Source organism: Nocardia sp. N2S4-5 (genome assembly GCF_044628355.1).
Taxonomy (GTDB): Bacteria; Actinomycetota; Actinomycetes; order Mycobacteriales; family Mycobacteriaceae; genus Nocardia; species Nocardia wallacei_B.
Genome location: NZ_JBIUPM010000001.1, coordinates 523990 through 544381, shown reverse-complemented (window position 1 = coordinate 544381; position 20392 = coordinate 523990). Strand labels below are relative to the sequence as shown.

Here is a 20392-nt window from a genome sequence, read left to right as displayed (position 1 = left end):
GCATGACCGCTTACTCGTGCTAGCTGAAGTCGGCCAGCGCGGAGGAGTTCGTGGCGTGTGGATTCATGTCTGGCCACGGACCGAGGGTGCATCATCGGTTCGTGTCTGCGAGCTGTCAGCTCTGCTCGGGTCGGGTGAGGATTTCGAGCAGTTCTTTGCGGGTGTCGGGCCAGCGGTCTCGGTGTGATTCGAGGTTTCGTCGTGGTTCGAGGCGTTGCCACAGCGCGAGCCCTCGGATCGTGTTGAAGGCGAGGTTCATTCGCCGATACCACGTTCGCGGGGAGATCCCGTCGGGGATCCGCCTGCCGAGCAGGGGCTTGATGGCGGTCACGAGGCGCTCCTCGCAGGAGGTGAGGGCCTCGTGCAATTCGGGGTCTTCGGCGGCGGCCAGCCAGACCCGCACCCACACGATGAACAGCTCTCCGCCGATTGTGTCCCATGCGATATCGAGGGAGTCGGCGAGTTGGTTCTCGCTGTCCGCGGCGACTTCACCGAGCCGATGTTCGACGTCTACGCGGAGACGCTGGCCGACTTCGTCGAGCGCTGATGCGATCAGCGCTACCCGGGTCGGAAAGTGATATCCCAGCGCACCGATGGTGACCCCGGCCAGTTCGGCGATATGGCGAGTGGTCGCCGCCCCGTAACCCTCGTCGCGGATGCACGCGATCGTCGCGTCGATCAACGCGGCTCGGGTCGCCGCGCGACGCTGTTCCTGGGGCCGGCGTACCGGTCCCCGATTGGTGGTGGTCATCGTGATACTTCACTCTAGACAAACATGTCACGTGAAAGGTAATTTCGCCCGGCGGAACTTACCTATCACTTGACATGGAAGTGAGTGCGCTCGGATGAACGCTCGGATCGGGGTCAACGCGCCCTGGTATCGGCAACGTCGGGTTCGTCGCGGCGCGCGGGCTCAGCTGGTGACGGCGAGCTGGTTGGCGTGTGTGCTGGCGTTCGCCTCACCCGCGGTCGCGGACCCGGGGCACTGGGTGGATCCTGAGGCCGAAGCGCGCAATGTGCTGATCATGGCCGAGACCACCGGGGATACCGCCGGCAAGCTCGGGACCTCCTACCCCGGCGACCTCGCGGCGGCGACGCTGGACTATCAATCGCAGCGGCTCGCGGCAGTACGGGCCGACCCTGAGCGTCAGCCCACTCCCAACTCCTGCACACTCGTGCTGACCTGCCCGATCAATCCCGAGCACAGCATCACGCGCTGGCAGGCACAGGGCGGACTGGTCGAGCCCGTGCTGTTCACCTCCCGGTCCGGGGCGACCCTGTCCGGACATGTGTGGGCGACACGGGAAGGACCCGAGCGGCGTCCCGGGGTGGTGTTCTCGAACGGTTCGATCGCCTCCTACGAACAGGTCCACTGGTCACTGGCGCAGGCCTTGGCGCGTGCGGGTTACGTCGTGCTCACCTACGACCCCCAGGGCGAAGGCATGTCCGACCAGTTCGGTGCGGCGCCCGACCAGCTCGAGGACGCTTTCGCGGGAGTGCCGATCCTGGGATTCGTCGGTCCGCAAAGCGTCACCGGCGCGGCACTGAACGGCACCCACAGGCCCGTGGGCGACGGACTCGGCGTGGGCGGCAACGGATTGCCGTTCTACGACGGTCAGATCGATGCCCTCGACTTCTTCCTGTCCACTCCCGATCAGATCTATGCGCCGCGCCCGAGCCGCACCACCGGCACCAGCCACAACGCCAAGCAACAACGTCGAGTGGCCGCAGGCCTCGACAGCGCCCACAACCCGCTGTGGCAGCTGCTGGATCCGGACCGGATCGGTTTGGCAGGGCACTCCTACGGCGCCCAGGCAGCGAGCTGGAACGGCCAAGCCGATCCTCGGGTCAGCGCCATCGTGGCACTCGACAGCCTGTGCGTCCCCGGACCGCCACTCGACGAGGAGGTCGCTTTCACCACCGCACCGGTCAACAACTTTCTGGGGGCCCAGTTGCCGTCCATCTACGGATTCCCGCAACAGTGTTTCGGCTCGCCCAACGAGCCGCCACCCGCGTTGAGCAAACCCGCACTCCATATGACCGGTGACTACCTGCTCCTCCCGGAAGCGCCGTACCTGCAGCAGCCCGTGCCTGAGAACAAGTCCGGCGCATCGCTTGCCTACTCCGCAGCCGGCGTGGACACCGCTGCGGTAATCCTGCGCGGCGGCAACCACTTCGACTACGTCGACAGCACCGGTGTTCTGCCCACCTCACTACGCGGCCTCGACCTCGTGACCTGGTACACCACCGTCTGGTTCGACAAATACCTCCAGCACGACCCCACCGCCGATACCCGACTGATCGACACCCCCTGGCGAAACGACCCCGCCACCGGCACCGTCGACCCGTCCCACGACCCGAATGTGTACTCCTACCACTACCTTTCGAGACTCGACATCACCCGCGGCGACGGCACCCGCTACCGATGCGAGGACCTGCGCGACGGTTGCCGATGAACATTCAGAACGATTCACCCGAAGAGCCGTGGATTCGTATATATCGCCCGAGCGCTCTCATACGATCTCGCCCGCCGTCGCATCAACCGTATGGCCAGCCAGATCCTGCCAAGATCTTGACTCGGGACACCTCATCGCGGCCACCGCTACCGCTGTCACCGCGGCCTGCTACAAGACGCCACCCGGAAGGTGAAGCGTTGTCTAGCCACCGAAATCCTATGGCAGACAACCTTTTGGGCTCTGTCCGCACGCACTCGGGTTCTCCCGTCAGAACTCCGGCCGCATTCCGGGCGGCAGGGAGGCGTCGAATTCGGCCTTCGGCCGCACGCGGACTTGTCGCATCGTGGGACAGGCCCACCCGTCTTCCCCGGGCTTGGCTCCCCATTCATCGAGCCACCACGGCATGATCCGCAGTACGATCTCGATGGACCTGTTGTCGGGCCAGACCGCAAACTCGACTCCGAACTTGCGCAGCGCGAAGATGCAGTCGTTGACGTAACTCAGGCCCGCCAGCACCTCTCGGGCATCACGTTCGGTGATGGTGATGGTTCGTCGGTTGTGCCATGCCCAGCCGTCGCGCACGGTCATCTCGTCCGGCTCGCGGTAGGGTACTCGCAACAGGGTCACGGACTGGTTGGGCGTCGATCCGTCGATCGATTTGAAGTGCAGCATATGGCCGAGATCGTCCCGCATTGCCTTGGCGCGTTTGCATTCTGCGGTCCATTCCGAGTCGCTCGGCAGGCGGAGGTTGACCTTCCGCGCGATTCTGCGCATATCCCGAGCGACGTTCTCCCCGTCGGGATGGACGAACGGAGGATCGGTCGGCGGGTCCTCGGCGAGCACGTAATGGAAGAAGCGGACCTGCTCTATCACCGTCTCCCATGCTCCACACACCTGCCAAAGCAGGCGATCGATGATCGGAGAGGGAACGAACAGGCGCTCCTCCGCCTGCTGGTTCGCGCGGATCTGCCGACGGATCTCGTCGGCGGTGAGCCGCGGTGACGTGCCAGAGCCGTCATCGCGCGCGTCGTCGCCTTCGCTGGTCACACGGTGGACGTCCGATCTGACGGCGTTGTCGTTACAGCGTCTCCGCCGCGGCGGCGTCGGTTGTCGGTCGCGCTGGTACCGATGCGTTCCCGGCCGGGGATGCGGTGGTCGCGACGTAGTCGGTCCAGTTGGCCTGGGCGTATTGGGCCCATCGGTGCGCGGTGGTGAGGCCGACGCCGAACAGGTCGCTGACGACCACGGTGGGGAGTTCGTTGACGATGGTCAGCATGGCGGTATTGCGGGTGCGGATGACCGACAATCCGTGCTGGCGCAACCGGTTACGGAATCCCGCGGTGTGGCGTGGTCGGGTAGCCGGCCGACCGGGCAGCAGGTAGATCGGTTGATCGGCTGCCGTGGGGACGATCGATGCGGGTCGTTGGACGCCGTGTTGCCGCCCTGAACCCGCTAAGCTCTTGACCAGGCGCGACAACGGCATCTCTGGAGGCTGAATTGCTGTATCGGATGCAATTCAGCCCGTTCCCCCGACACCGCACGGAACCACCGTCACACAGACACTTCGCGCCCAACGGCTCGCCTAGCGGCGGCCGGCACCCTCACCCAACCGGACACCGGCCACGCCAAGTGATCTCAACTGGCCTTGTTGTACTCCGCCACCACATCCGCCTGAATACGACCCCGGCTCGACACGTTGTAACCATTCCTACGAGCCCAATCCCGGATCGCCGCGGTCTGCTCACGATCTGTCGACGAACGACCCACCACCCGGCCGCTCTTACCCTTCGGGATACGACCGACCTTCCGCGCCGGCTCGGCCCACTGCGCGAACACCTCCCGCATCTTTCCGGCATTCTTCACCGACAGATCGATCTCGTACTCCACACCGTCAAGCGCGAACCGAACCGTCTCCTCCGCCTTCGACTTACCGTCGTAGTCGTCCACCAACTCGACGATGACCTTCTTCGCCATTCAACCCGCCTTCTTCCGTGAAAATACAAGAACAAACAACCTTAAACCGCTCAGGAAACAACAATCAATTCGACAAGCAACTACGACACAGACACGCTCACCTAACTCCTCCTGGATCTGGGCTGTCCCACTGGCCGCCAAGCGCTTCTCGACAGCGTGCCGGACAGCTCCGACGCCGACCAATCCGGTCATCGGCCGCCGTCGTCACCACTGTCGCGCCTCACCGCAACATGGTCGAACAACAGACGCGATGGCCCGCAAGACGATATTCCGACAGCACCGACACAATCACCCGGCAAAGATGCTAACGGCCACTCATGCCTGCCCACGCGCCAGTGCACGAAGACAGAGACCGATCGACACACAGCCACGCCACCAACCGCAAGCCAAATACCCGCACGATCATCGCACCCACCTCAACGTGCGACACGCCCGGCGACACGCCGAAGATTGGTCGCAGCGATACCCCAGCGGCAACCGTCCCAGGCGCATAATCCCAGGCCCGAACCCCGATTCCCAAGCCGTGTACAGGCCGTCACAGGGCCGCCAGCGACACCTACCAACACCCACCAACACCCTGAAACCGCAGGTCACGACGAAACGCGTGCGGAGGAGGTGGAGTCAAAAGTACAGTATCCGTATGCGCTCCATCTGGAAGGGGTCGATTGCATTCGGCCTGGTGAATGTCCCGGTGAAGGTGTATACCGCCACCGAGGACCATGACATCAGGTTTCATCAGGTGCATGCCAAGGATGGGGGGCGGATCAAATACGACCGGGTGTGCACGGTGTGTGGGGAGTCGGTGCAGTACGCCGATATTGATAAGGCGTACGAGTCCCCGGAGGGGGACAAGGTCGTGCTCACCGATGAGGATTTCGCGAAACTCCCGGTGGCGGAGAAGCACGAGATTCCGGTGTTGCAGTTCGTGCCGTCGGAGCAGATCGATCCGATTCTGTTCGACAAGAGCTATTACCTGGAGCCGGACTCGAACACGCCGAAAGCCTATGTGCTGCTGGCCAAGACGCTGGACCAGGTCGATCGGGTAGCGCTGGTGCATTTCACGCTGCGCCAGAAGACCCGGCTGGCCGCGCTGCGCGTGCGCGACGGCGTGCTGGTGCTGCAGACGCTGCTGTGGCCGGACGAGGTGCGCTCGGTCGATTTCGAATCGCTCGACGGGGCGGGCGAGCCGCGCAAGCAGGAGATCTCGATGGCCGAAACGCTGGTCGAGAGCATGTCCGACGATTTCGAACCGGATCTGTACACCGACGAATATCAGATCGAGCTGAAGCGGATGCTCGACGAGGCCATCGCGTCGGGGTCGAACAAGGTGATCCGGCCCGAGGAGCCCGCGCCGCAGGAAATGGATGCCGAGGTCGTGGATCTGGTGGCGGCGTTGCAGCGCAGCCTCGAGGCGACCGGTCGCCGGTCCGGCACGAAGTCGGAATCGGGCGATAAGGCCGCCGAGAAGAAGCCGGCGAAGAAGGCCACCAAGAAAGCCGCGCCCAAGGCGGCCGCCAAGACGGCGCGGAAAGCCACCAAGCAGTCGGCCCGAAAAGGCGCCTGAGCGGCGTGCCGGACACGGCCATTGTTCCGATGGGGCTCGGGCACCTGCGTGAGGTGCTGGACCTGGGGGCCGAGGTGTTCGACACCGACGCCAAGCCGTACACCTCGTGGTCGCTGACGTCGGTGGCCGAGCACCTCGACAGTCCGGACGGCTCGTGCTGGGTGGCGCTGGATTCCGATCGGGTGGTCGGTTTCGTGCTCGGCTCCATGGAGTTCGAGTTGCGCGACGACTGGGCGTATCTGGAGTGGATCGCCGTCGCGCCGGACATGCAGGGCCGCGGTATCGCCGGGCGGCTGGTGGAGGTCTGCTGCGCGACGCTGTTCGCGCGCGGCGCGCGGCGCATCGTCACCGATGTCGAATCCGGCAACACGGCGTCGGCGACCATGATGACGCGGCACGGCTTCGCCGACACCACCACGGTCACCCTGTTCGTGCGCCCGAACCCGGACGAGCCGGACCCCGCCCTCGCCGACGCCACCCCGGGCCTGTCCCCCGCCACCAAGCGCACGTTCGCCCGCACGGGGCGGCTGCGCCGCTGATTTCTGTCGGTGGCTGCCCGTACGGTGATCGGCATGACACAGACCGATGCGACGATGGCCGCCATCTCCGAGGCGGTTACCCTTGGGCGGCAAGGTGATTCGGCTACTGCTCGGGAGCGGTTGACGGCCCTGTGGGAGTCGATCGGCGCCGACGGCGACCCGTTGCATCGCTGCACCCTCGCGCATTATCTGGCCGACCTCTGCGAGCACGCCGCCGAATCCCTGACCTGGGATGTCCGCGCCCTCGACGCCGCCGACTCGCTCACCGACGAGCGCACCCAGCAGCACCACGCGTCGTTGAGCGTGCGGGGGTTCTATCCGTCGCTGCACCTCAACCTGGCCGACAACTATCGCCGGCTGGGCGCCTTCGAGGCCGCCCACCGCCATCTCGCGGCCGCCGAGGCCCGCACCGAGGTGCTGGCCGACGACGGCTACGGCGCCGGAGTGCGCGGGGGAATCGACAACGTGCGCCGGGCGCTCGCCGAGGGCTCCACCGAACGCCTTCCGACACACTGATTTTCGCTCCACGCGGCGCTTCGATCCACAGCGTCTCCAGCCCGTGCCCGCATTACCTCCACGGCAACCCGACCCGTCATCCGGCCCGCTCCCGAGCTCCGGTGCGGCGGGCCGTGATACGCCAGGCGGGACGGCGGGCGCCCGCACCGAGCCGTTTACCCCAACTGGAGCCGAACGCCGTGACCTCGTCCGGCGTGGCCGGGTGGATGTCCGTGACCGAAAGACCGTGCCTCGCATAGGAGTCCGCCAGTGCAGACAGAGCATCCGGGCCCGAGATCGCGGGTAACCCCGCCAGGCCGTCGCGCTCCACGACCGACAGCAGGATGTCCAGTGCCGCATCGGGTTTCATCAAGCGGGCCACTCCGTCGAGGACGGCCGGGTCGGCCGTCAGCAGGCCGCGCAGGAGCGAACCCCACGGAAAGAGCACGGTCACCTCGTCGGCCACGCCGTCCAGTTCGGGCGGCGGGTTCTCCACGGCCGCGGCGACGAATACCGCGTTCGGCAAACCCTGCCGAGAGCGTGCCGCCCTGCGGGACGATTCGGCCATTCCGGCCGCGTGGGCATCGATACCGATCACCAGCCGGTCGGGGTCGGCCGCCGCGGCGGCCAGTACCGCCCGGCCGTCGCCGGTGCCCATATCGATCCGCACCGCCCGGTGGCGGGCGATCAGCTGTTCGGCTTAACCGATGTCCACGTCCTGGATTCGCTTGCCACATACGATTCGCATGCCGACACGCTAGCCACACCGGACCCGGCCGCGCATCCGATTTTCCGGCCCGCGGACGACGACGGCCGGTCCGGAGCATGTCCGGACCGGCCGAGTCGGCGCGACGATCAGGCGGCGTTCGCGGTGCAGGCGTGCAGCACGATGGTCGCCGGGCGCGGGCTGGCGCTGCCCAGGTCCGGGAACGGCGGGGCACTGGGGCCCAGCACGTCGCGGGCCTGCTTCTCCGCCTCCGCCTGGGTGGGGCCCCAGCCGACCGCCACCTTCCGGTCGACGCCCTGCGCCACCGCGCCGCATCCGTCGGTGAAGTGCAGCACGACACGGCAGTCACGGACCCCGCAGTGCGAGTTGGCGGCGGCGTCCGCGGCGCCGGGGTCGTCGTAGTTGACCGCCGACGCCACCGTTCCGGTGCTGTCGGACAATGCGATCGCACCGTGCAGGGTGCCGGCGGCCGAGGCGGGCCCGGCGACCCCGAAGCCCGCGACCGCCGCGCCGGCCAGCACGACGGCTGCCTTGGATACCAAGGACATAGAAAGTTCCACTCCAATCGAGACGGCAATCTGACGACTGGATCTTTCTCCACCGCGCGTGGTTCTGTCCACCACCTGCCGGCGGGCGCTACCGTTTCGAAATGTTCCGGCCGACGCGGCTTTTACACGCCCGTGACACGGGCGAGCCCTCCCGACATACGAGTACAAGATTCTGACAGCCAGTCGTCCGATCGAGAGGAGCAGTCCGTGACCTTTCACGTGCCGATCATCGATATCTCGCCCTACACAGAGGGTGGCGGCGACACCGCACGCGCCGCGGTCGCCCGCCGGATCGACGACGCCGCTCGCACCGTCGGTTTCATGCAGATCCGCGGCCACGGCGTCCCGGACGCGGTGATCGCGGAATTCGCGGCGGCCGTCGATTCCTTCTTCGCCCTCGATCCGGACACCAAGAACAATTACCGCACGCCGCCGGAGATCAATCGCGGATACTCACCGCCCCGCAGCGAAAGTCTGAGCCTCAGTCTGGGCGTTCAGGCGGCCGACGGGATGAACGACTATTTCGAGGCGTTCAATGTCGGGGTCACCGCCGACCGATATCCGGATCTCGATCTGCCTACGTCGGATTACGCGGAAAACCTCTGGCCGCAACAACTTCCGCGTTTCCGCTCGCGGGTGCAGGCGTATTTCGAGGAGGCCGCCCGGGTGGCGCGGGTGCTCACCACCATCTTCGCCGACGCTCTCGCCCTGCCGCCGGGCTACTTCGACCGGTTCACCGATCACTCCCTCGACGTGTTGCGCATGAACAACTACGCGCTGCCGCCCGGCACCGTCGACCTCGACGGTGAACTCACCGGCATGGGCGAGCACACCGACTACGGGATCGTCACGGTGCTCTGGGCCGACCGGGCGCCCGGACTCCAGGTGCTCGGCGCCGACTCCCGCTGGCACGACGTGCGGCCCGCCGACGGCGCGCTGCTGGTGAATCTCGGGGATCTGATGGTCCGCTGGACCAACGATCGCTGGCTGTCGACGCTGCACCGGGTGCGGCCGCCGATCACGCACGGCACCATCGAAAGGCGCAGGAGCGCCGCGTATTTCCACGACGGCAATATCGACGCGGTGATCGAGACGCTGCCGTCGTGCGTCGGTGCGGGCAGCCGGTACCGTCCCACGACCGTCGCCGAGCACATTCGCGCGAAATTGGCGGGTTCGCGTGCGCTGCAGCCGAATACCGGCGCGGCGCGGGAGGCCGCCCGCGTCCTCGCGGCCACCGAAGACCCGTAGCGGATTGTGAGGCGAGACAAATTAGGGGATTTCGGATATTCGAACCCCGCTTGTCTGAAACCATGTTCTCATGCTAGGAAGTCGGATTTCCCGCCGGGCCGCGGGGACCGCCGCGGCGCTGATCGCCTGCGCCGCATGCGTAGTGGGCGGCGCCCACGCGGACGAGCCCGCACCGGCCGCCTCCGACGGTTGCGCGGCCGCGGCGGCGCCGGGGGAATCGCTCCAGCAGTTCGCGGCGGCCGGGAAAGCGGGCAGCTACATTCTGGACGTGCCGAACCACACCGGCCCGCTGCCCGTGGTGGTCGATCTGCACGGCTACATGGAGCCCGCCGTCATCGCGCACGACGTCTCCGGCCTGAGCCGCCTCGGCGCCGAGGCGGGATTCGTGACGGTCACGCCGCAGTTCGAGGAATCCGGTGCGCCGCGCTGGGATTTCGGCCCCGGCAGCGCCGATATCGCCTATCTGTCCGACCTGCTCACACACGTGGAATCGACGTTGTGTGTGGACCGCGCCCGGGAGTACGTCGCGGGAATGTCGATGGGCGCCTTCACCGCGTCCTCGATCGCGTGCCAGCTCTCCGGTCGGGTCGCGGCCATCGCCGCCGTGGCCGGGCTGCAGGACTTCGACTGGTGCCGGCCCGACCGGGCCGTCCCCGTCATCGCCTTCCACGGCACGGCCGACCCGATCGTCGCCTATACCGGCGGCCTGGGCGCGCACGTCCGCTTCCTGCCGAAACCGGACGGCACCGGATCGGTCGATCCCGACGACCACAGCGGCTCGCCCGGTGGCCCCGGCCCGCGGAGCATTCCGGACAACGCGGCCGCGTGGGCGCGGCGCAACGGCTGCGGCACGGATCCCGCGACACAGCGGGTAGCCCGGGATGCCACCCTGACCGTCTACGCATGCCCCGCGGGCGCCGACGTCGAGTTGTACTCGGTCGACGGTGGCGGACACGCCTGGCCGGGCTCGCCCGCCACGCTGTATCCCACTCTCATCGTCGGTGCTTCCATGAACTCGATCAGTGCCACCACCCTCATATGGGACTTCTTCCGGGCGCATCCGCTGCGGTCCTGAAATGCGCCCGTAACATTTGCCCGCTCATCGCTGAAACCGGCAGTGCGACAACGCAATGCGGCGGGCACGCCTGGCGAATCCGGAGCGCATGGCCTAGCCTGCAAGGGCAGCACTTCAGCCGTGGTCGAGCGATGCGGACGCAGGCCCGCTCAGGAGGGGACACCTGAAATGGATCCGAAGACCATGGTGGCCGAGGTGTCTGCACCGGTGCACGTCGGCGACGCGAGCAATTTACCGCCGGACACACCGCTTTCGATTCCCCTATCACGCCTCAGCGCGAATCCCGTTGTCCTGACGGGTTGTCCGGTCCGGACGTGAGCACGGCGCGCCGAAACCGGTAGCCCCACAGACGAAACCGAACCCCGCTGGGTTGTTTCAGGCCGACCGCGGCCGCGACCCGGGTCGATCACCGGCTCGGGCATCACGATGCCGAGACCCACGACGGCCCGCCGGCGGGTGCAGCGCGAACGATCTTCCATGTCAGGAGACACCAACAGTGAGAATTGACGTGCCGTTCAGGCCCGCGCCTACGCTTCGCACACCGGCGCACCGCGGCCGGAAATCATGCAGTCCCCCACCCGCACAACGGGTTTCGGCCGAGCAGGCGGTGGACTGACTCGATGTCGTCACCACAGCAACAGGGCGCGTGCCCGGTCGGGTACGGGTCGCCCACCTCGATCCACAGCACCGGCGTGGCATTGAGCGGCTCGGAGTTCGCCGCCGATCCGCACGGCGCGTACCGCGACATGCGCAAGCGGTACGGCTCGCTGGTGCCGGTCGAACTGGCGCCGGGCGTCCCGGCGACCCTCGTACTCGGCTACCGGGCCGCGCTGGAGATCCTCAACGACGAGTTCCACTTCCCCGCCGATCCGCGGATGTGGCAGAGCAACGTGCCCGACGACAGCCCCGTCAAGCAGATGCTCGAGTACCGGCAGAACGCGCTGCGCACCGCGTTCGACGAGCACGACCGCTACCGGCGCGCGCTGTCCTGCCTGGCCACGGTCGATCTCAACAAGATGGAGCGGGCGGTCGATCGCGCGGCGGAGGAGCTGATCAACGGCTTCTGCGCGTCGGGCACCGCGGACATTCGGATGGATTACGCGCTCCCGCTGACCTTTCGGGTGCTCAGCGAGGTGATGGGGTTCCCGCACGAGGCCGCGCAAAAGGCGTACCAGGGCATGGCCGCCATCCTGGAGGGCATCGGCGCCGAGGAGGGCAACGCGATCTTCGCCGCCACCCTGTACGAGGTGATCGTGCAGAAGCGCGCCGCGCCGGGCGACGACCTCACCTCTCGGCTGATGGCCTCGGCCGAGCAGCTCGACGATATGGAGATGGTGCAGCAGGCGGCCCTGCTGTACGCGGCGGGCACCGAACCGACCACCAATCTCATCCTCAACACGCTGCGCCTGGCGCTGACCGACGACCGGTTCGCCGGCGGCGTGATCAGCGGCACTCTACACACCCGTGACGCGGTCGACGAGACGCTGTTCAACGATCCCCCGCTGGCGAACTTCTGCGTCAGCTATCCGCGGCAGCCGATGCTGATCGACGACGTGTGGCTGCCCGCCCATCAGCCGGTGGTGATCAGCCTGGCGGCCTGCAACAACGACCCGGCGATCAATCGCGGCGACCGCACCGGCAACCGGTCGCACCTGGCGTGGGGCGCGGGCCAGCACGCCTGCCCGGCGCAGCCGGTGGCCCTGGTCATCGCCCAGCGCGCGCTAGATCAGCTGCTCGACGCACTGCCGGACATGCGACCGGCCGTCCCCGCGGCCGAATTGTCCTGGCGGCCCGGACCTTTCCACCGCGCCCTGGCCGCGCTGCCGGTGGTGTTCCCGCCCTCGGCACCGATGATCCTCACCCGTTAGGAGTCCCGATGACGATTGACCACGAAACTCCGCTGATCCTGGACGCGACCGGAGCGGACGTGCAGGGCGAGGCCGCGCGCATCCGGGCGCGCGGGCCGGTCGTGGCGGTCGTGCTGCCCGGTGCGGTCACGGTGTGGTCGGTGACCGACCAGGCCGTACTGCGCGGGCTGATGACCGATCCGCGGGTGTCCAAGGATCCGAACCACTGGTCGGCGTATCGCGACGGCGAACTGCCGCCCGACTGGGTGATGGTGCCGTGGGTGGCGGTCCGCAACATGCTCAACGCCTCCGGCGCCGACCACCGGAGGCTGCGTCGGCTGGTTGCTCCGGCCTTCACCGACAAGCGAACTCGCGATATGCGCCCGCGTATCGAGGCGATCACCGTGGACCTGCTGGACCGGCTGGCCGAGACCGCGCCGGGCGACATCGCCGATCTCCGTGCGGAATTCGCCCGGCCATTGCCGATCCGGGTGATCACCGAACTGATGGGCGTACCGGCCGAACTCGGCGCCACGCTGCAGGTGTGCGCCGACCGGACGCTCGACACCACACTCGGCCCGGAGGCGGCGGTCGCCAACTTCGTCCAGCTCAACACCGCGCTGGCGGAGCTGATCGCGTACAAGCGCAACCATCCGGGCGACGACCTCACCACCGTGCTGATCAGCACCAGCGACGAGGACGGCGCCCGGCTCAGCGAGCAGGAACTCAGCGACACCCTGGCGCTGATCATCACGGCGGGCCACGAGACGACCACCAACCTGCTCGATCACGCCATCCACGCGCTGCTCACCCATCCGGGCCAGCGCGCGGACCTGGACGCGGGGCGGATCACATGGTCCGACGTGATCGAGGAGGCGCTGCGGCACGAACCGCCGATCGCGCACATGCCGTTCCGATTCGCGGTGGCCGACATCGATCTCGGCGACGGTGTGCGCATCGCGCGCGGCGAGGCGTTCATGGCCTCGTTCGCGGGCGCCAATCGCGACCCACGGGTGTACGGGGACACCGCCGACGAGTTCGACGCGGACCGGGAGACCAAGAGCCACTTGGCCTTCGGGCACGGTGTCCATCACTGTCTGGGCGCGCCGCTGGCCCGGATGGAGGCGTCGGTCGGGCTGGCGGCGCTGTTCGAGAGGTTCCCGGAGATGCGCCTGGCCGCCGAACCGGCGGCGCTGGGTCACCTACCCAGCGTCGTGATGAACGGACACCGCACGCTCCCGGTTCAGCTGCGATAGCCGGTCTACTTCTCCTCGCCCGACTCGCCGCCGCTGTGCAAGGCCTTGTCGAGTTCCTTGCGCAGCCGGTCGGCGGTCTCCTCGTCACCGGCGTCCGACGCGGTGGTGATGTCCTGGCGGAGCTGGGCGATGATGTCCTGGAACGCCACGGTCATGTTCTCCTTTCCGTGCGGGGGCCTACCTCCCTCGGATGTCCGGTCTGCCAAGATCGAAACGGCCGGGCCGTGCGGTGAACCGGATCACAGGCTGTCACGGCGGGCGGGCCCGCGGTGTCCTATGGTCGATCGCATCGAGCCGCACGATCGGCGGCCGGCTAGGAAGAGGACCTGCTGTGGATACCGACCACGCCACCGACCCGGCGACCGAGGCGTTCGTCGCCCACCGCAATCTGCTGTTCACCGTCGCCTACGAGATGCTCGGCTCGGCGGCCGACGCCGAGGACGTGCTCCAGGAGACCTGGCTGCGGTGGAGCCAGGTCGACCCCGGGCAGGTCGAGGACGCCCGCGCCTACCTGGTCCGGATCACCACCCGGCAATCGCTGAACCGGTTGCGAACCCTGAAGCGCCGCAAGGAGTCCTACGTCGGTCCCTGGCTGCCCGAGCCGCTGCTCACCACTCCCGATGTCGCCGAGAACGTGGAACTCGCCGAGAGCATGTCGATGGCGCTGATGCTCGTCCTCGAGACGCTCTCTCCCACCGAGCGCGCCGTCTTCGTGCTCCGGGAGGTCTTCGACATGGGCTACGACGACATCGCGGCGGCGGTCGACAAGACACCCGCGGCGGTCCGTCAGATCGCGCACCGCGCCCGCGGGCACGTCGATGCCCGCCGGCCGCGCACCACCGCGACGCCCGCCCAGGCCAAGGCCGCGCTGGAATCGTTCCAGCGGGCCATCGAGACCGGCGACCCGCAGGGCCTGCTCGACGTCCTCGCGCCGGAGGTCGTCCTGCTGGGCGACGGCGGCGGCGTCAAACGCGCCGCGCCGCGCCCGGTCGTCGGCGCGGAGAAGGTGGCGCGCTTCATGGCCGCCGGCCTCCGCAAGGTCGGCGCCACGCTCACCACCGAGGTGACCACGATCAACGGCAACCCCGCCCTCCTCTTCCGCCTCGATGGCGAGATCGAGGGGATCATGGCGTTCCGGATCGAGGACGGCCGTTTCACCGGCCTCTATTTCGTCCGCAACCCGGAGAAGCTGACCCGCATCGAATCCGCGACCACACTGAGCCTCGGCTGAAGTCGTTACCTTTCCGTGGCGGCTCGCGTCATATCGGCGACGACCGATCCATTCGTGGTCGTCGAGCGAGACGAAGGAGAGCGGAATGTTGGCGAACATCATGTTCGTGACGATCTATGTCACCGATCAGGACCGGGCATTGCGGTTCTACACGCAGGGGCTCGGCTTGGAGAAACACATCGACCACTCGGGTCCCGAGGGACGGTTCCTGACCGTGCGGCCCGCCGGGAGTCCCGTCGACATCATCCTCTGGTCGCACCGGCCGGCGGCGGGGCAGCCGTTCGAGCCGGAGGGCGTCCCCGGGCCGATCGTGCTCGAATCGATCGATCTGCGAAGGGATTTCGAGGAGCTTCGCCGCCGCGGAGTGACGTTCACCCAGGCCGAACCGGAGGACTACCCGTTCGGTGTGCGCGCGGAGGCGGTGGATCCGGACGGCAACCGCATCGCCCTGCGGCAACAGCGCCGGGCACTCCGCGCCGATGGCTGACCCCGCCCGCGCGGACCCGCTGGCGGAGGCGTTCGAAGCCCAGCGCGACCGGCTGCACGCCGTCGCCTACCGCGTGCTGGGCTCGCACGCCGACGCCGAGGACGTGGTGCAGGAGGCGTGGCTGCGGCTCGCGGCGCAGGACACCGCGACCATCGGCAACCCGGCCGCCTGGCTGACGACAGTGGTCGGGCGGATCAGCCTGGACCTGCTGCGGTCGCGCCGCGCGCGTCCCGAGACCGCCTATGGCGACGAGGTTTCCGAGTTGGTGACCGCGGACGACGACGCGGAGCCCGCGGCCGCGGCCGCGCTCGCCGATTCGGTGGGGCTCGCGCTGCTCGTCGTGCTGGACTCGCTCGGCCCGAGCGAGCGATTGGCCTTCGTGCTGCACGACATGTTCGCGGTGCCGTTCGCCGAGATCGGCCGGATCCTCGGCAAATCCGCCGACGCCACCAAGATGATCGCCAGCCGCGCCCGGCGGAAGGTACAGGCCACCGAGCACCGTGCGGTCGCCGGGCGCGAGCACCGGGCAGTAGTCCATGCCTTCCGTGCGGCCGTGACCGAGGGCGATTTCGAGGCGCTGCTGCGCGTGCTCGACCCCGAGGTGCGGCTGACCGCCCACACCGCGAACGGCGTGGCCGTCACCCTGGGCGCCACCGAGGTCGCGGCCGGCGCCCGGATGTTCTCCGGCGCCGCGGCGCGGCACCGGGCCGTGCTGGTCGACGGCCTGCCCGGTTACGTGTCCTGGCGCGAGGACGGGACGCCGCTGTCGATTATCTCGTTCGCGGTCACCGGCGGCCGGATCGCCGCGATCACGATCATCGTGGATCCGGCTCGGCTCCGGGCGATGCGCCTGCCGGACCCGATGTGATCGGCACGGGGCGCTCTGCGGATGCCGAGGGCTGGTGACCGTGGATATCGGTCACATTTGTCGGGTGCGGCTGCTAATTTGCGGGCGTGGATCTGTTCTCACGTGCTTGGGCGGCGTTGCGGGTGGCGGTGGCCGGACTCTCGGACGAGGATTTCACCCAGCCGTCCGGATGCACCGGGTGGCTGGTGCGAGATCTGGTGTGCCACTTGGTCATCGACGCTCAGGACGTGCTGATCACGCTCGTCACACCCGCCGATTCCGAACCTACGCGCGACGCGGTGACCTACTGGGAGGTCACCGACAAACAACCGACCGGCGAGGAGCCGCTCGACGCCCTGACCGTCCGGCTGGCCGCCGCCTACGAGGATCCGCGCCTGCTGCAGTTCCACCTCGACGATGTCGGCTCGGCGGCCGGGCGCGCGGCCGAACTCGCCGACCCGAATCTATGGCTGCGCACCCGCGACGAGGTCATCACCGCGGGCGACTACCTCGCCGCCTACGTCCTGGAATGGACGCTGCACCATCTCGACCTCGTCGCACACCTGCCGCATGTCGCCGCACCGCCGGAGGAGACGCTCGCCCGGTCCCGGCGAATTCTCGAAAAGATCGCCGGGACAGCGTTTCCCGCGACGTGGTCCGACAGCGACGCGCTGCTGATCGGTACCGGGCGGCGCGTCCCGACCGACGCGGAAGAAGCCGAAATGGGAGACCTGGCGGGCAAGGTTCCCCTGATCCTCGGCTGAGGGACGCGCACGCCGATTACCAAGGGCCGATGACGAATTCGAGCGTCGCCAGGACGACCGCGGCGACTGTCGCCACGGCGAACGCGCCGAGCGTGGTCAGCGCGGCGGACCGCCACGGGTTCCGGGCGCTCCCCCGCTGCACGAGCATCCCGACCACCGCGCCCGCGAGGGCGAGCACGAGCGCACCGCCGAGTATCAGATAGAACACGCTCGCCAGGGCGGCGTCGGCCGCACCCGACGGCCCGCGGGCGTACTCGGCGAACGGAACCGGGAACCGGTACACGCACGCCACCACGGCCGCGGCCAACGGCGCGGTCAGTAGAGCCGCCACCGCACCCCACAGCGGCACCGCCCAGCCGCGGCGCGGCGGGCTGGTCACCGGCGCGCTGTCAGACCGTGAAACCGAGGGCCCGCAACTGCTCCCGGCCGTCCTCGGTGATCTTGTCCGGGCCCCAGGGCGGTATCCAGACCCAGTTGATCTTCAAGTCCTCCACCAGGCCGCTGCGCACCAGCGCGTTGCGGGACTGGTCCTCGATGACATCGGTGAGCGGGCACGCCGCCGACGTCAGCGTCATATCCAGCACCGCGACCTCGTTCTCCAGGCGCAGGCCATAGACCAAGCCGAGGTCGACGACATTGATGCCCAGCTCCGGGTCGACGACGTCGCGCATCGCCTCTTCGATGTTCTCGAGCTGCTCCTGCTCCTCGGCGGACAGCTGCCGCTCGTCGGCGGGTGCTCGAGTCTCTGCGGGTGTATCAGTCATGGCGTTCCCCGTTCGTGGAAAAGCTGTTGCGCTCGTTCTGCTCTGCGGAGGTTATCCGCACCACGGCATCCTTGAACGCCATCCAGCCCAGCAGCGCGCATTTGACGCGCGCCGGGTACTTCGAGACGCCGGCCAGGGCGATGCCGTCGCCGAGCACCTCCTCGTCGCCCTCGACGGTGCCGCGGCTGGAGATCATCTCGCTGTACGAGTCGACGGTCTTCAATGCCTGCTGCACCGGCAGGCCGATGACCTGGTCGGCGAGGATGGACGTGGCAGCCTGGCTGATCGAGCAGCCCTGGCCGTCGTAGGAGACGTCGGCGACATCGCCTTTGCCGTCGATGTGGACGCGCAAGGTCACCTCGTCGCCGCAGGTCGGGTTGACGTGGTGCACCTCGGCGCCGAACGGCTCGCGCAGCCCGCGGTGATGCGGGTGCTTGTAGTGGTCCAGGATCACTTCCTGGTACATCTGCTCCATGCGCATGATCTATGCAACTCCGAAGAAGCTCTGGGCCTTCCGCACCGCGGCGACCAGCGCGTCCACCTCGTCGACGGTGTTGTAGACGGCGAAGGAGGCACGCACGGCGGCGGGCACGCCCGTGCGCCGCAGCAGCGGCCACGCGCAGAAGTGCCCCACCCGCACCGCGACACCCTCGTCGTCGAGGATCTGGCCGACGTCGTGCGCGTGGATGCCGTCGACCACGAACGACACCGCGCCGCCGCGTTCGACGTTCTCGACCGGACCGACGATTCGCACGCCGTCCAGCGCGCTCAGGGCCTCGAGTGCCGCGCCGGTGAGCGTGTGCTCGTGCGCCGCAACGGCTTCCATGCCGAGTTCTTCCAGGTACCGCACCGCCGCGCCCAGGCCGACCACCTGCGAGGTCATCGGCACACCGGCCTCGAACCGCTGCGGCGGCGGGGCGTAGGTGCTGTGGTCCATGTAGACGGTCTCGATCATGGAGCCGCCGGTGATGAACGGCGGCGTCTGCTCCAGCAGCTCGTAGCGGCCGTACAGCACGCCGACGCCGGACGGGCCGAGCATCTTGTGCCCGGAGAACGCGGCGAAGTCGACGCCCAGCGCGCGGAAGTCCACCGGCATGTGCGGCACCGACTGGCACGCGTCCAGCACGGTCAGCGCGCCGACGGCCTTGGCGCGGCGGACCAGCTCCTCGACCTGGCCGAAGGCGCCGGTCACGTTCGAGGCGTGGGTGAAGGCCACCACCTTGGTGCGCGGGGACAGTTCCAGCGAATCGAGATCGATGCGGCCGTCGTCGGTGACGCCGTACCACTTCAGCGTGGCGCCCGTGCGGCGCGCCAGCTCCTGCCAGGGCACGAGGTTGGCGTGGTGCTCGAGTTCGGTGGTGACGATCTCGTCGCCGGGGCCGACATGGAACGGAAACCTGTTGTCCGCGAAGGAATATGCCACCAGGTTCAGCGATTCGGTCGCGTTCTTGGTGAACACGATCTCGTTCGCGCCGACGCCGACGAAGCGGGCGATGTCGGCGCGGGCGCCCTCGTAGGCGTCGGTCGCCTCCTCCGCGAGCTGGTGGGCGCCGCGGTGCACGGCGGCATTGTGCTCGGTGAGGAACCGGCGTTCGGCGTCGAGGACGGCCACCGGCCGCTGCGAGGTCGCTCCGGAATCCAAGTAGACCAAGGGTTTTCCGTCGCGCACGGTGCGGCTGAGGATCGGGAAATCGGCCCGGATCTTCGCGACGTCGAGGGCACGCGACCCGGGGACCCGGCTATCGGAAACCGTAGCGGTCATATCAGGCTCCAGCGGTAGCGGCCGCGGCGGAGGTGAAGCGCACGTAGCCGTTGGCGTCCAGTTCGTCGGCGAGTTCCGGCCCGCCCTCGGCGACGATCCGGCCGCCCACGAACACGTGCACGAACTGCGGCTGGATGTAGCGCAGGATGCGGGTGTAGTGGGTGATGAGCAGGATGCCGCCGTTCTCGCGCTCCTTGTAGCGATTGACGCCCTCGGAGACGATGCGCAGCGCGTCCACGTCCAGACCGGAGTCGGTCTCGTCGAGGATGGCGATCTTCGGCTTGAGCAGGCCCAGCTGCAGGATCTCGTGGCGCTTCTTCTCACCGCCGGAGAAGCCCTCGTTCACCGAGCGGTCGGCGAAGGCCTGATCGATCTCCAGCTCGGACATCGACTCCTTCACTTCCTTGACCCAGTGCCGCAGCTTGGGCGCCTCGCCGCGCACCGAGGTGGCCGCGGTGCGCAGGAAGTTCGACATCGAGACGCCGGGCACCTCGACCGGGTACTGCATGGCGAGGAACAGGCCCGCGCGCGCCCGCTCGTCGACGGACATCTCCAGCACGTTCTCGCCGTCCAGGGTGATCGAGCCCTGGGTGACGGTGTACTTGGGGTGGCCGGCGATGGCATAGGACAGCGTCGACTTGCCGGAGCCGTTGGGGCCCATGATGGCGTGCGTCTCACCGGATTTCACGGTGAGGTCGACGCCCTTGAGGATCTTGATCGGCTCCCCGGCTTCGTCGGGGTTGGCGACCTCGGCGTGCAGGTCCTTGATTTCGAGGGTGGTCATTGCGTTCCTTCTGGACTGTGCGAG

General features: G+C 67.9%; 24 protein-coding genes. 12 read left to right on the top strand and 12 right to left on the bottom strand.

Annotated elements, in window-relative coordinates:
• Positions 1-115: 115 nt before the first annotated feature.
• Positions 116-751 (bottom strand): TetR/AcrR family transcriptional regulator, encoded by a 636-nt coding sequence (locus ACFMRZ_RS02555; RefSeq protein WP_400177718.1) that lies wholly within the window; start codon positions 749-751, stop codon positions 116-118.
• Positions 752-845: 94 nt separating this feature from the next.
• On the opposite strand from ACFMRZ_RS02555, the gene ACFMRZ_RS02550 reads away from it, so the two are divergent.
• The gene (locus tag ACFMRZ_RS02550) at positions 846-2456 is read left to right on the top strand and encodes an alpha/beta hydrolase family protein (protein WP_400177717.1); all 1611 of its coding nucleotides are present in this window, start codon (positions 846-848) and stop codon (positions 2454-2456) included.
• Positions 2457-2723: 267 nt separating this feature from the next.
• On the opposite strand, the gene ACFMRZ_RS02545 is transcribed toward ACFMRZ_RS02550, so the two are convergent.
• From ACFMRZ_RS02545 to ACFMRZ_RS02535, 3 genes are all read right to left on the bottom strand, one after another.
• Positions 2724-3503, bottom strand: coding sequence for a hypothetical protein (locus ACFMRZ_RS02545; protein ID WP_400177716.1), 780 nt, complete (start codon positions 3501-3503; stop codon positions 2724-2726).
• A gap of 31 nt (positions 3504-3534) precedes the next feature.
• A complete protein-coding gene (locus ACFMRZ_RS02540) occupies positions 3535-3777 on the bottom strand; it encodes a hypothetical protein (protein ID WP_400177715.1) in 243 nt (80 codons plus the stop codon).
• A 314-nt stretch (positions 3778-4091) separates the two neighbouring features.
• Positions 4092-4430, bottom strand: a complete 339-nt coding sequence (locus tag ACFMRZ_RS02535; RefSeq protein WP_400177714.1) for an Lsr2 family protein — start codon at positions 4428-4430, stop codon at positions 4092-4094.
• A gap of 640 nt (positions 4431-5070) precedes the next feature.
• On the opposite strand from ACFMRZ_RS02535, the gene ACFMRZ_RS02530 reads away from it, so the two are divergent.
• The 3 genes from ACFMRZ_RS02530 to ACFMRZ_RS02520 are packed head-to-tail and all read left to right on the top strand — an operon-like array spanning position 5071 to position 7049.
• Positions 5071-5994: a Ku protein gene (locus ACFMRZ_RS02530; protein WP_400177713.1), complete on the top strand. Its 924-nt coding sequence runs from the start codon at positions 5071-5073 to the stop codon at positions 5992-5994.
• A gap of 5 nt (positions 5995-5999) precedes the next feature.
• Positions 6000-6533: a GNAT family N-acetyltransferase gene (locus ACFMRZ_RS02525; RefSeq protein ID WP_400177712.1), complete on the top strand. Its 534-nt coding sequence runs from the start codon at positions 6000-6002 to the stop codon at positions 6531-6533.
• Positions 6534-6566: 33 nt separating this feature from the next.
• On the top strand, positions 6567-7049 hold the full coding sequence (locus ACFMRZ_RS02520; RefSeq protein ID WP_400177711.1) for a hypothetical protein: 483 nt from the start codon (positions 6567-6569) through the stop codon (positions 7047-7049).
• A gap of 76 nt (positions 7050-7125) precedes the next feature.
• Here the strand turns inward: ACFMRZ_RS02520 and ACFMRZ_RS02515 are convergent, their stop codons facing one another.
• Together ACFMRZ_RS02515 and ACFMRZ_RS02510 are read right to left on the bottom strand one after the other, a co-directional pair.
• A complete protein-coding gene (locus tag ACFMRZ_RS02515) occupies positions 7126-7686 on the bottom strand; it encodes a hypothetical protein (RefSeq protein WP_400177710.1) in 561 nt (186 codons plus the stop codon).
• A 197-nt stretch (positions 7687-7883) separates the two neighbouring features.
• A complete protein-coding gene (locus ACFMRZ_RS02510; protein WP_280270408.1) occupies positions 7884-8303 on the bottom strand; it encodes a DUF4189 domain-containing protein in 420 nt (139 codons plus the stop codon).
• A 207-nt stretch (positions 8304-8510) separates the two neighbouring features.
• On the opposite strand from ACFMRZ_RS02510, the gene ACFMRZ_RS02505 reads away from it, so the two are divergent.
• From ACFMRZ_RS02505 to ACFMRZ_RS02490, 4 genes are all read left to right on the top strand, one after another.
• The gene (locus ACFMRZ_RS02505) at positions 8511-9551 is read left to right on the top strand and encodes an isopenicillin N synthase family dioxygenase (RefSeq protein ID WP_400177709.1); all 1041 of its coding nucleotides are present in this window, start codon (positions 8511-8513) and stop codon (positions 9549-9551) included.
• 70 nt (positions 9552-9621) lie between these two features.
• Positions 9622-10626: an alpha/beta hydrolase family esterase gene (locus ACFMRZ_RS02500; RefSeq protein WP_400177708.1), complete on the top strand. Its 1005-nt coding sequence runs from the start codon at positions 9622-9624 to the stop codon at positions 10624-10626.
• A 620-nt stretch (positions 10627-11246) separates the two neighbouring features.
• Positions 11247-12494, top strand: coding sequence for a cytochrome P450 (locus ACFMRZ_RS02495; RefSeq protein WP_400177707.1), 1248 nt, complete (start codon positions 11247-11249; stop codon positions 12492-12494).
• Positions 12495-12502: 8 nt separating this feature from the next.
• A complete protein-coding gene (locus tag ACFMRZ_RS02490) occupies positions 12503-13729 on the top strand; it encodes a cytochrome P450 (RefSeq protein ID WP_400177706.1) in 1227 nt (408 codons plus the stop codon).
• 5 nt (positions 13730-13734) lie between these two features.
• On the opposite strand, the gene ACFMRZ_RS02485 is transcribed toward ACFMRZ_RS02490, so the two are convergent.
• Positions 13735-13884, bottom strand: a complete 150-nt coding sequence (locus ACFMRZ_RS02485) for a hypothetical protein (RefSeq protein ID WP_280270403.1) — start codon at positions 13882-13884, stop codon at positions 13735-13737.
• Between the two features lie 176 nt (positions 13885-14060).
• Here ACFMRZ_RS02485 and ACFMRZ_RS02480 point away from each other — a divergent pair, with 176 nt between their 5' ends.
• The 4 genes from ACFMRZ_RS02480 (at position 14061) to ACFMRZ_RS02465 (ending at position 17058) form a co-directional block, all read left to right on the top strand.
• Positions 14061-14960 carry an RNA polymerase sigma-70 factor gene (locus tag ACFMRZ_RS02480; RefSeq protein WP_400177705.1) on the top strand — a complete coding sequence of 300 codons (900 nt, stop codon included), beginning with the start codon at positions 14061-14063 and terminating at the stop codon, positions 14958-14960.
• An 85-nt stretch (positions 14961-15045) separates the two neighbouring features.
• Positions 15046-15447, top strand: coding sequence for a VOC family protein (locus tag ACFMRZ_RS02475; protein WP_400177704.1), 402 nt, complete (start codon positions 15046-15048; stop codon positions 15445-15447).
• Entirely contained in the window at positions 15440-16315 is an 876-nt protein-coding gene (locus ACFMRZ_RS02470; RefSeq protein ID WP_400177703.1) for a sigma-70 family RNA polymerase sigma factor, read from the top strand. Before ACFMRZ_RS02475 ends, ACFMRZ_RS02470 begins: the two co-directional genes overlap by 8 nt.
• Before the next feature lie 86 nt (positions 16316-16401).
• Positions 16402-17058 (top strand): maleylpyruvate isomerase N-terminal domain-containing protein, encoded by a 657-nt coding sequence (locus ACFMRZ_RS02465; protein ID WP_280270401.1) that lies wholly within the window; start codon positions 16402-16404, stop codon positions 17056-17058.
• 16 nt (positions 17059-17074) lie between these two features.
• Here ACFMRZ_RS02465 and ACFMRZ_RS02460 read toward each other — a convergent pair whose 3' ends face one another.
• Genes ACFMRZ_RS02460 through sufC form a run of 5 tightly spaced genes read right to left on the bottom strand, consistent with a single transcriptional unit; the run spans position 17075 to position 20368 of the window.
• Positions 17075-17437, bottom strand: coding sequence for a hypothetical protein (locus tag ACFMRZ_RS02460; RefSeq protein ID WP_400177702.1), 363 nt, complete (start codon positions 17435-17437; stop codon positions 17075-17077).
• A 10-nt stretch (positions 17438-17447) separates the two neighbouring features.
• Positions 17448-17822, bottom strand: coding sequence for a metal-sulfur cluster assembly factor (locus ACFMRZ_RS02455; protein ID WP_280270399.1), 375 nt, complete (start codon positions 17820-17822; stop codon positions 17448-17450).
• The gene (gene sufU / locus ACFMRZ_RS02450) at positions 17815-18303 is read right to left on the bottom strand and encodes a Fe-S cluster assembly sulfur transfer protein SufU (RefSeq protein ID WP_280270398.1); all 489 of its coding nucleotides are present in this window, start codon (positions 18301-18303) and stop codon (positions 17815-17817) included. The genes ACFMRZ_RS02455 and sufU overlap by 8 nt, the downstream gene beginning before the upstream one ends.
• Positions 18304-18306: 3 nt before the next feature.
• Entirely contained in the window at positions 18307-19584 is a 1278-nt protein-coding gene (locus tag ACFMRZ_RS02445) for a cysteine desulfurase (protein ID WP_400177701.1), read from the bottom strand.
• Between the two features lies 1 nt (position 19585).
• The gene (sufC, locus tag ACFMRZ_RS02440) at positions 19586-20368 is read right to left on the bottom strand and encodes a Fe-S cluster assembly ATPase SufC (protein ID WP_280361763.1); all 783 of its coding nucleotides are present in this window, start codon (positions 20366-20368) and stop codon (positions 19586-19588) included.
• Between the last annotated feature and the right edge of the window lie 24 nt (positions 20369-20392).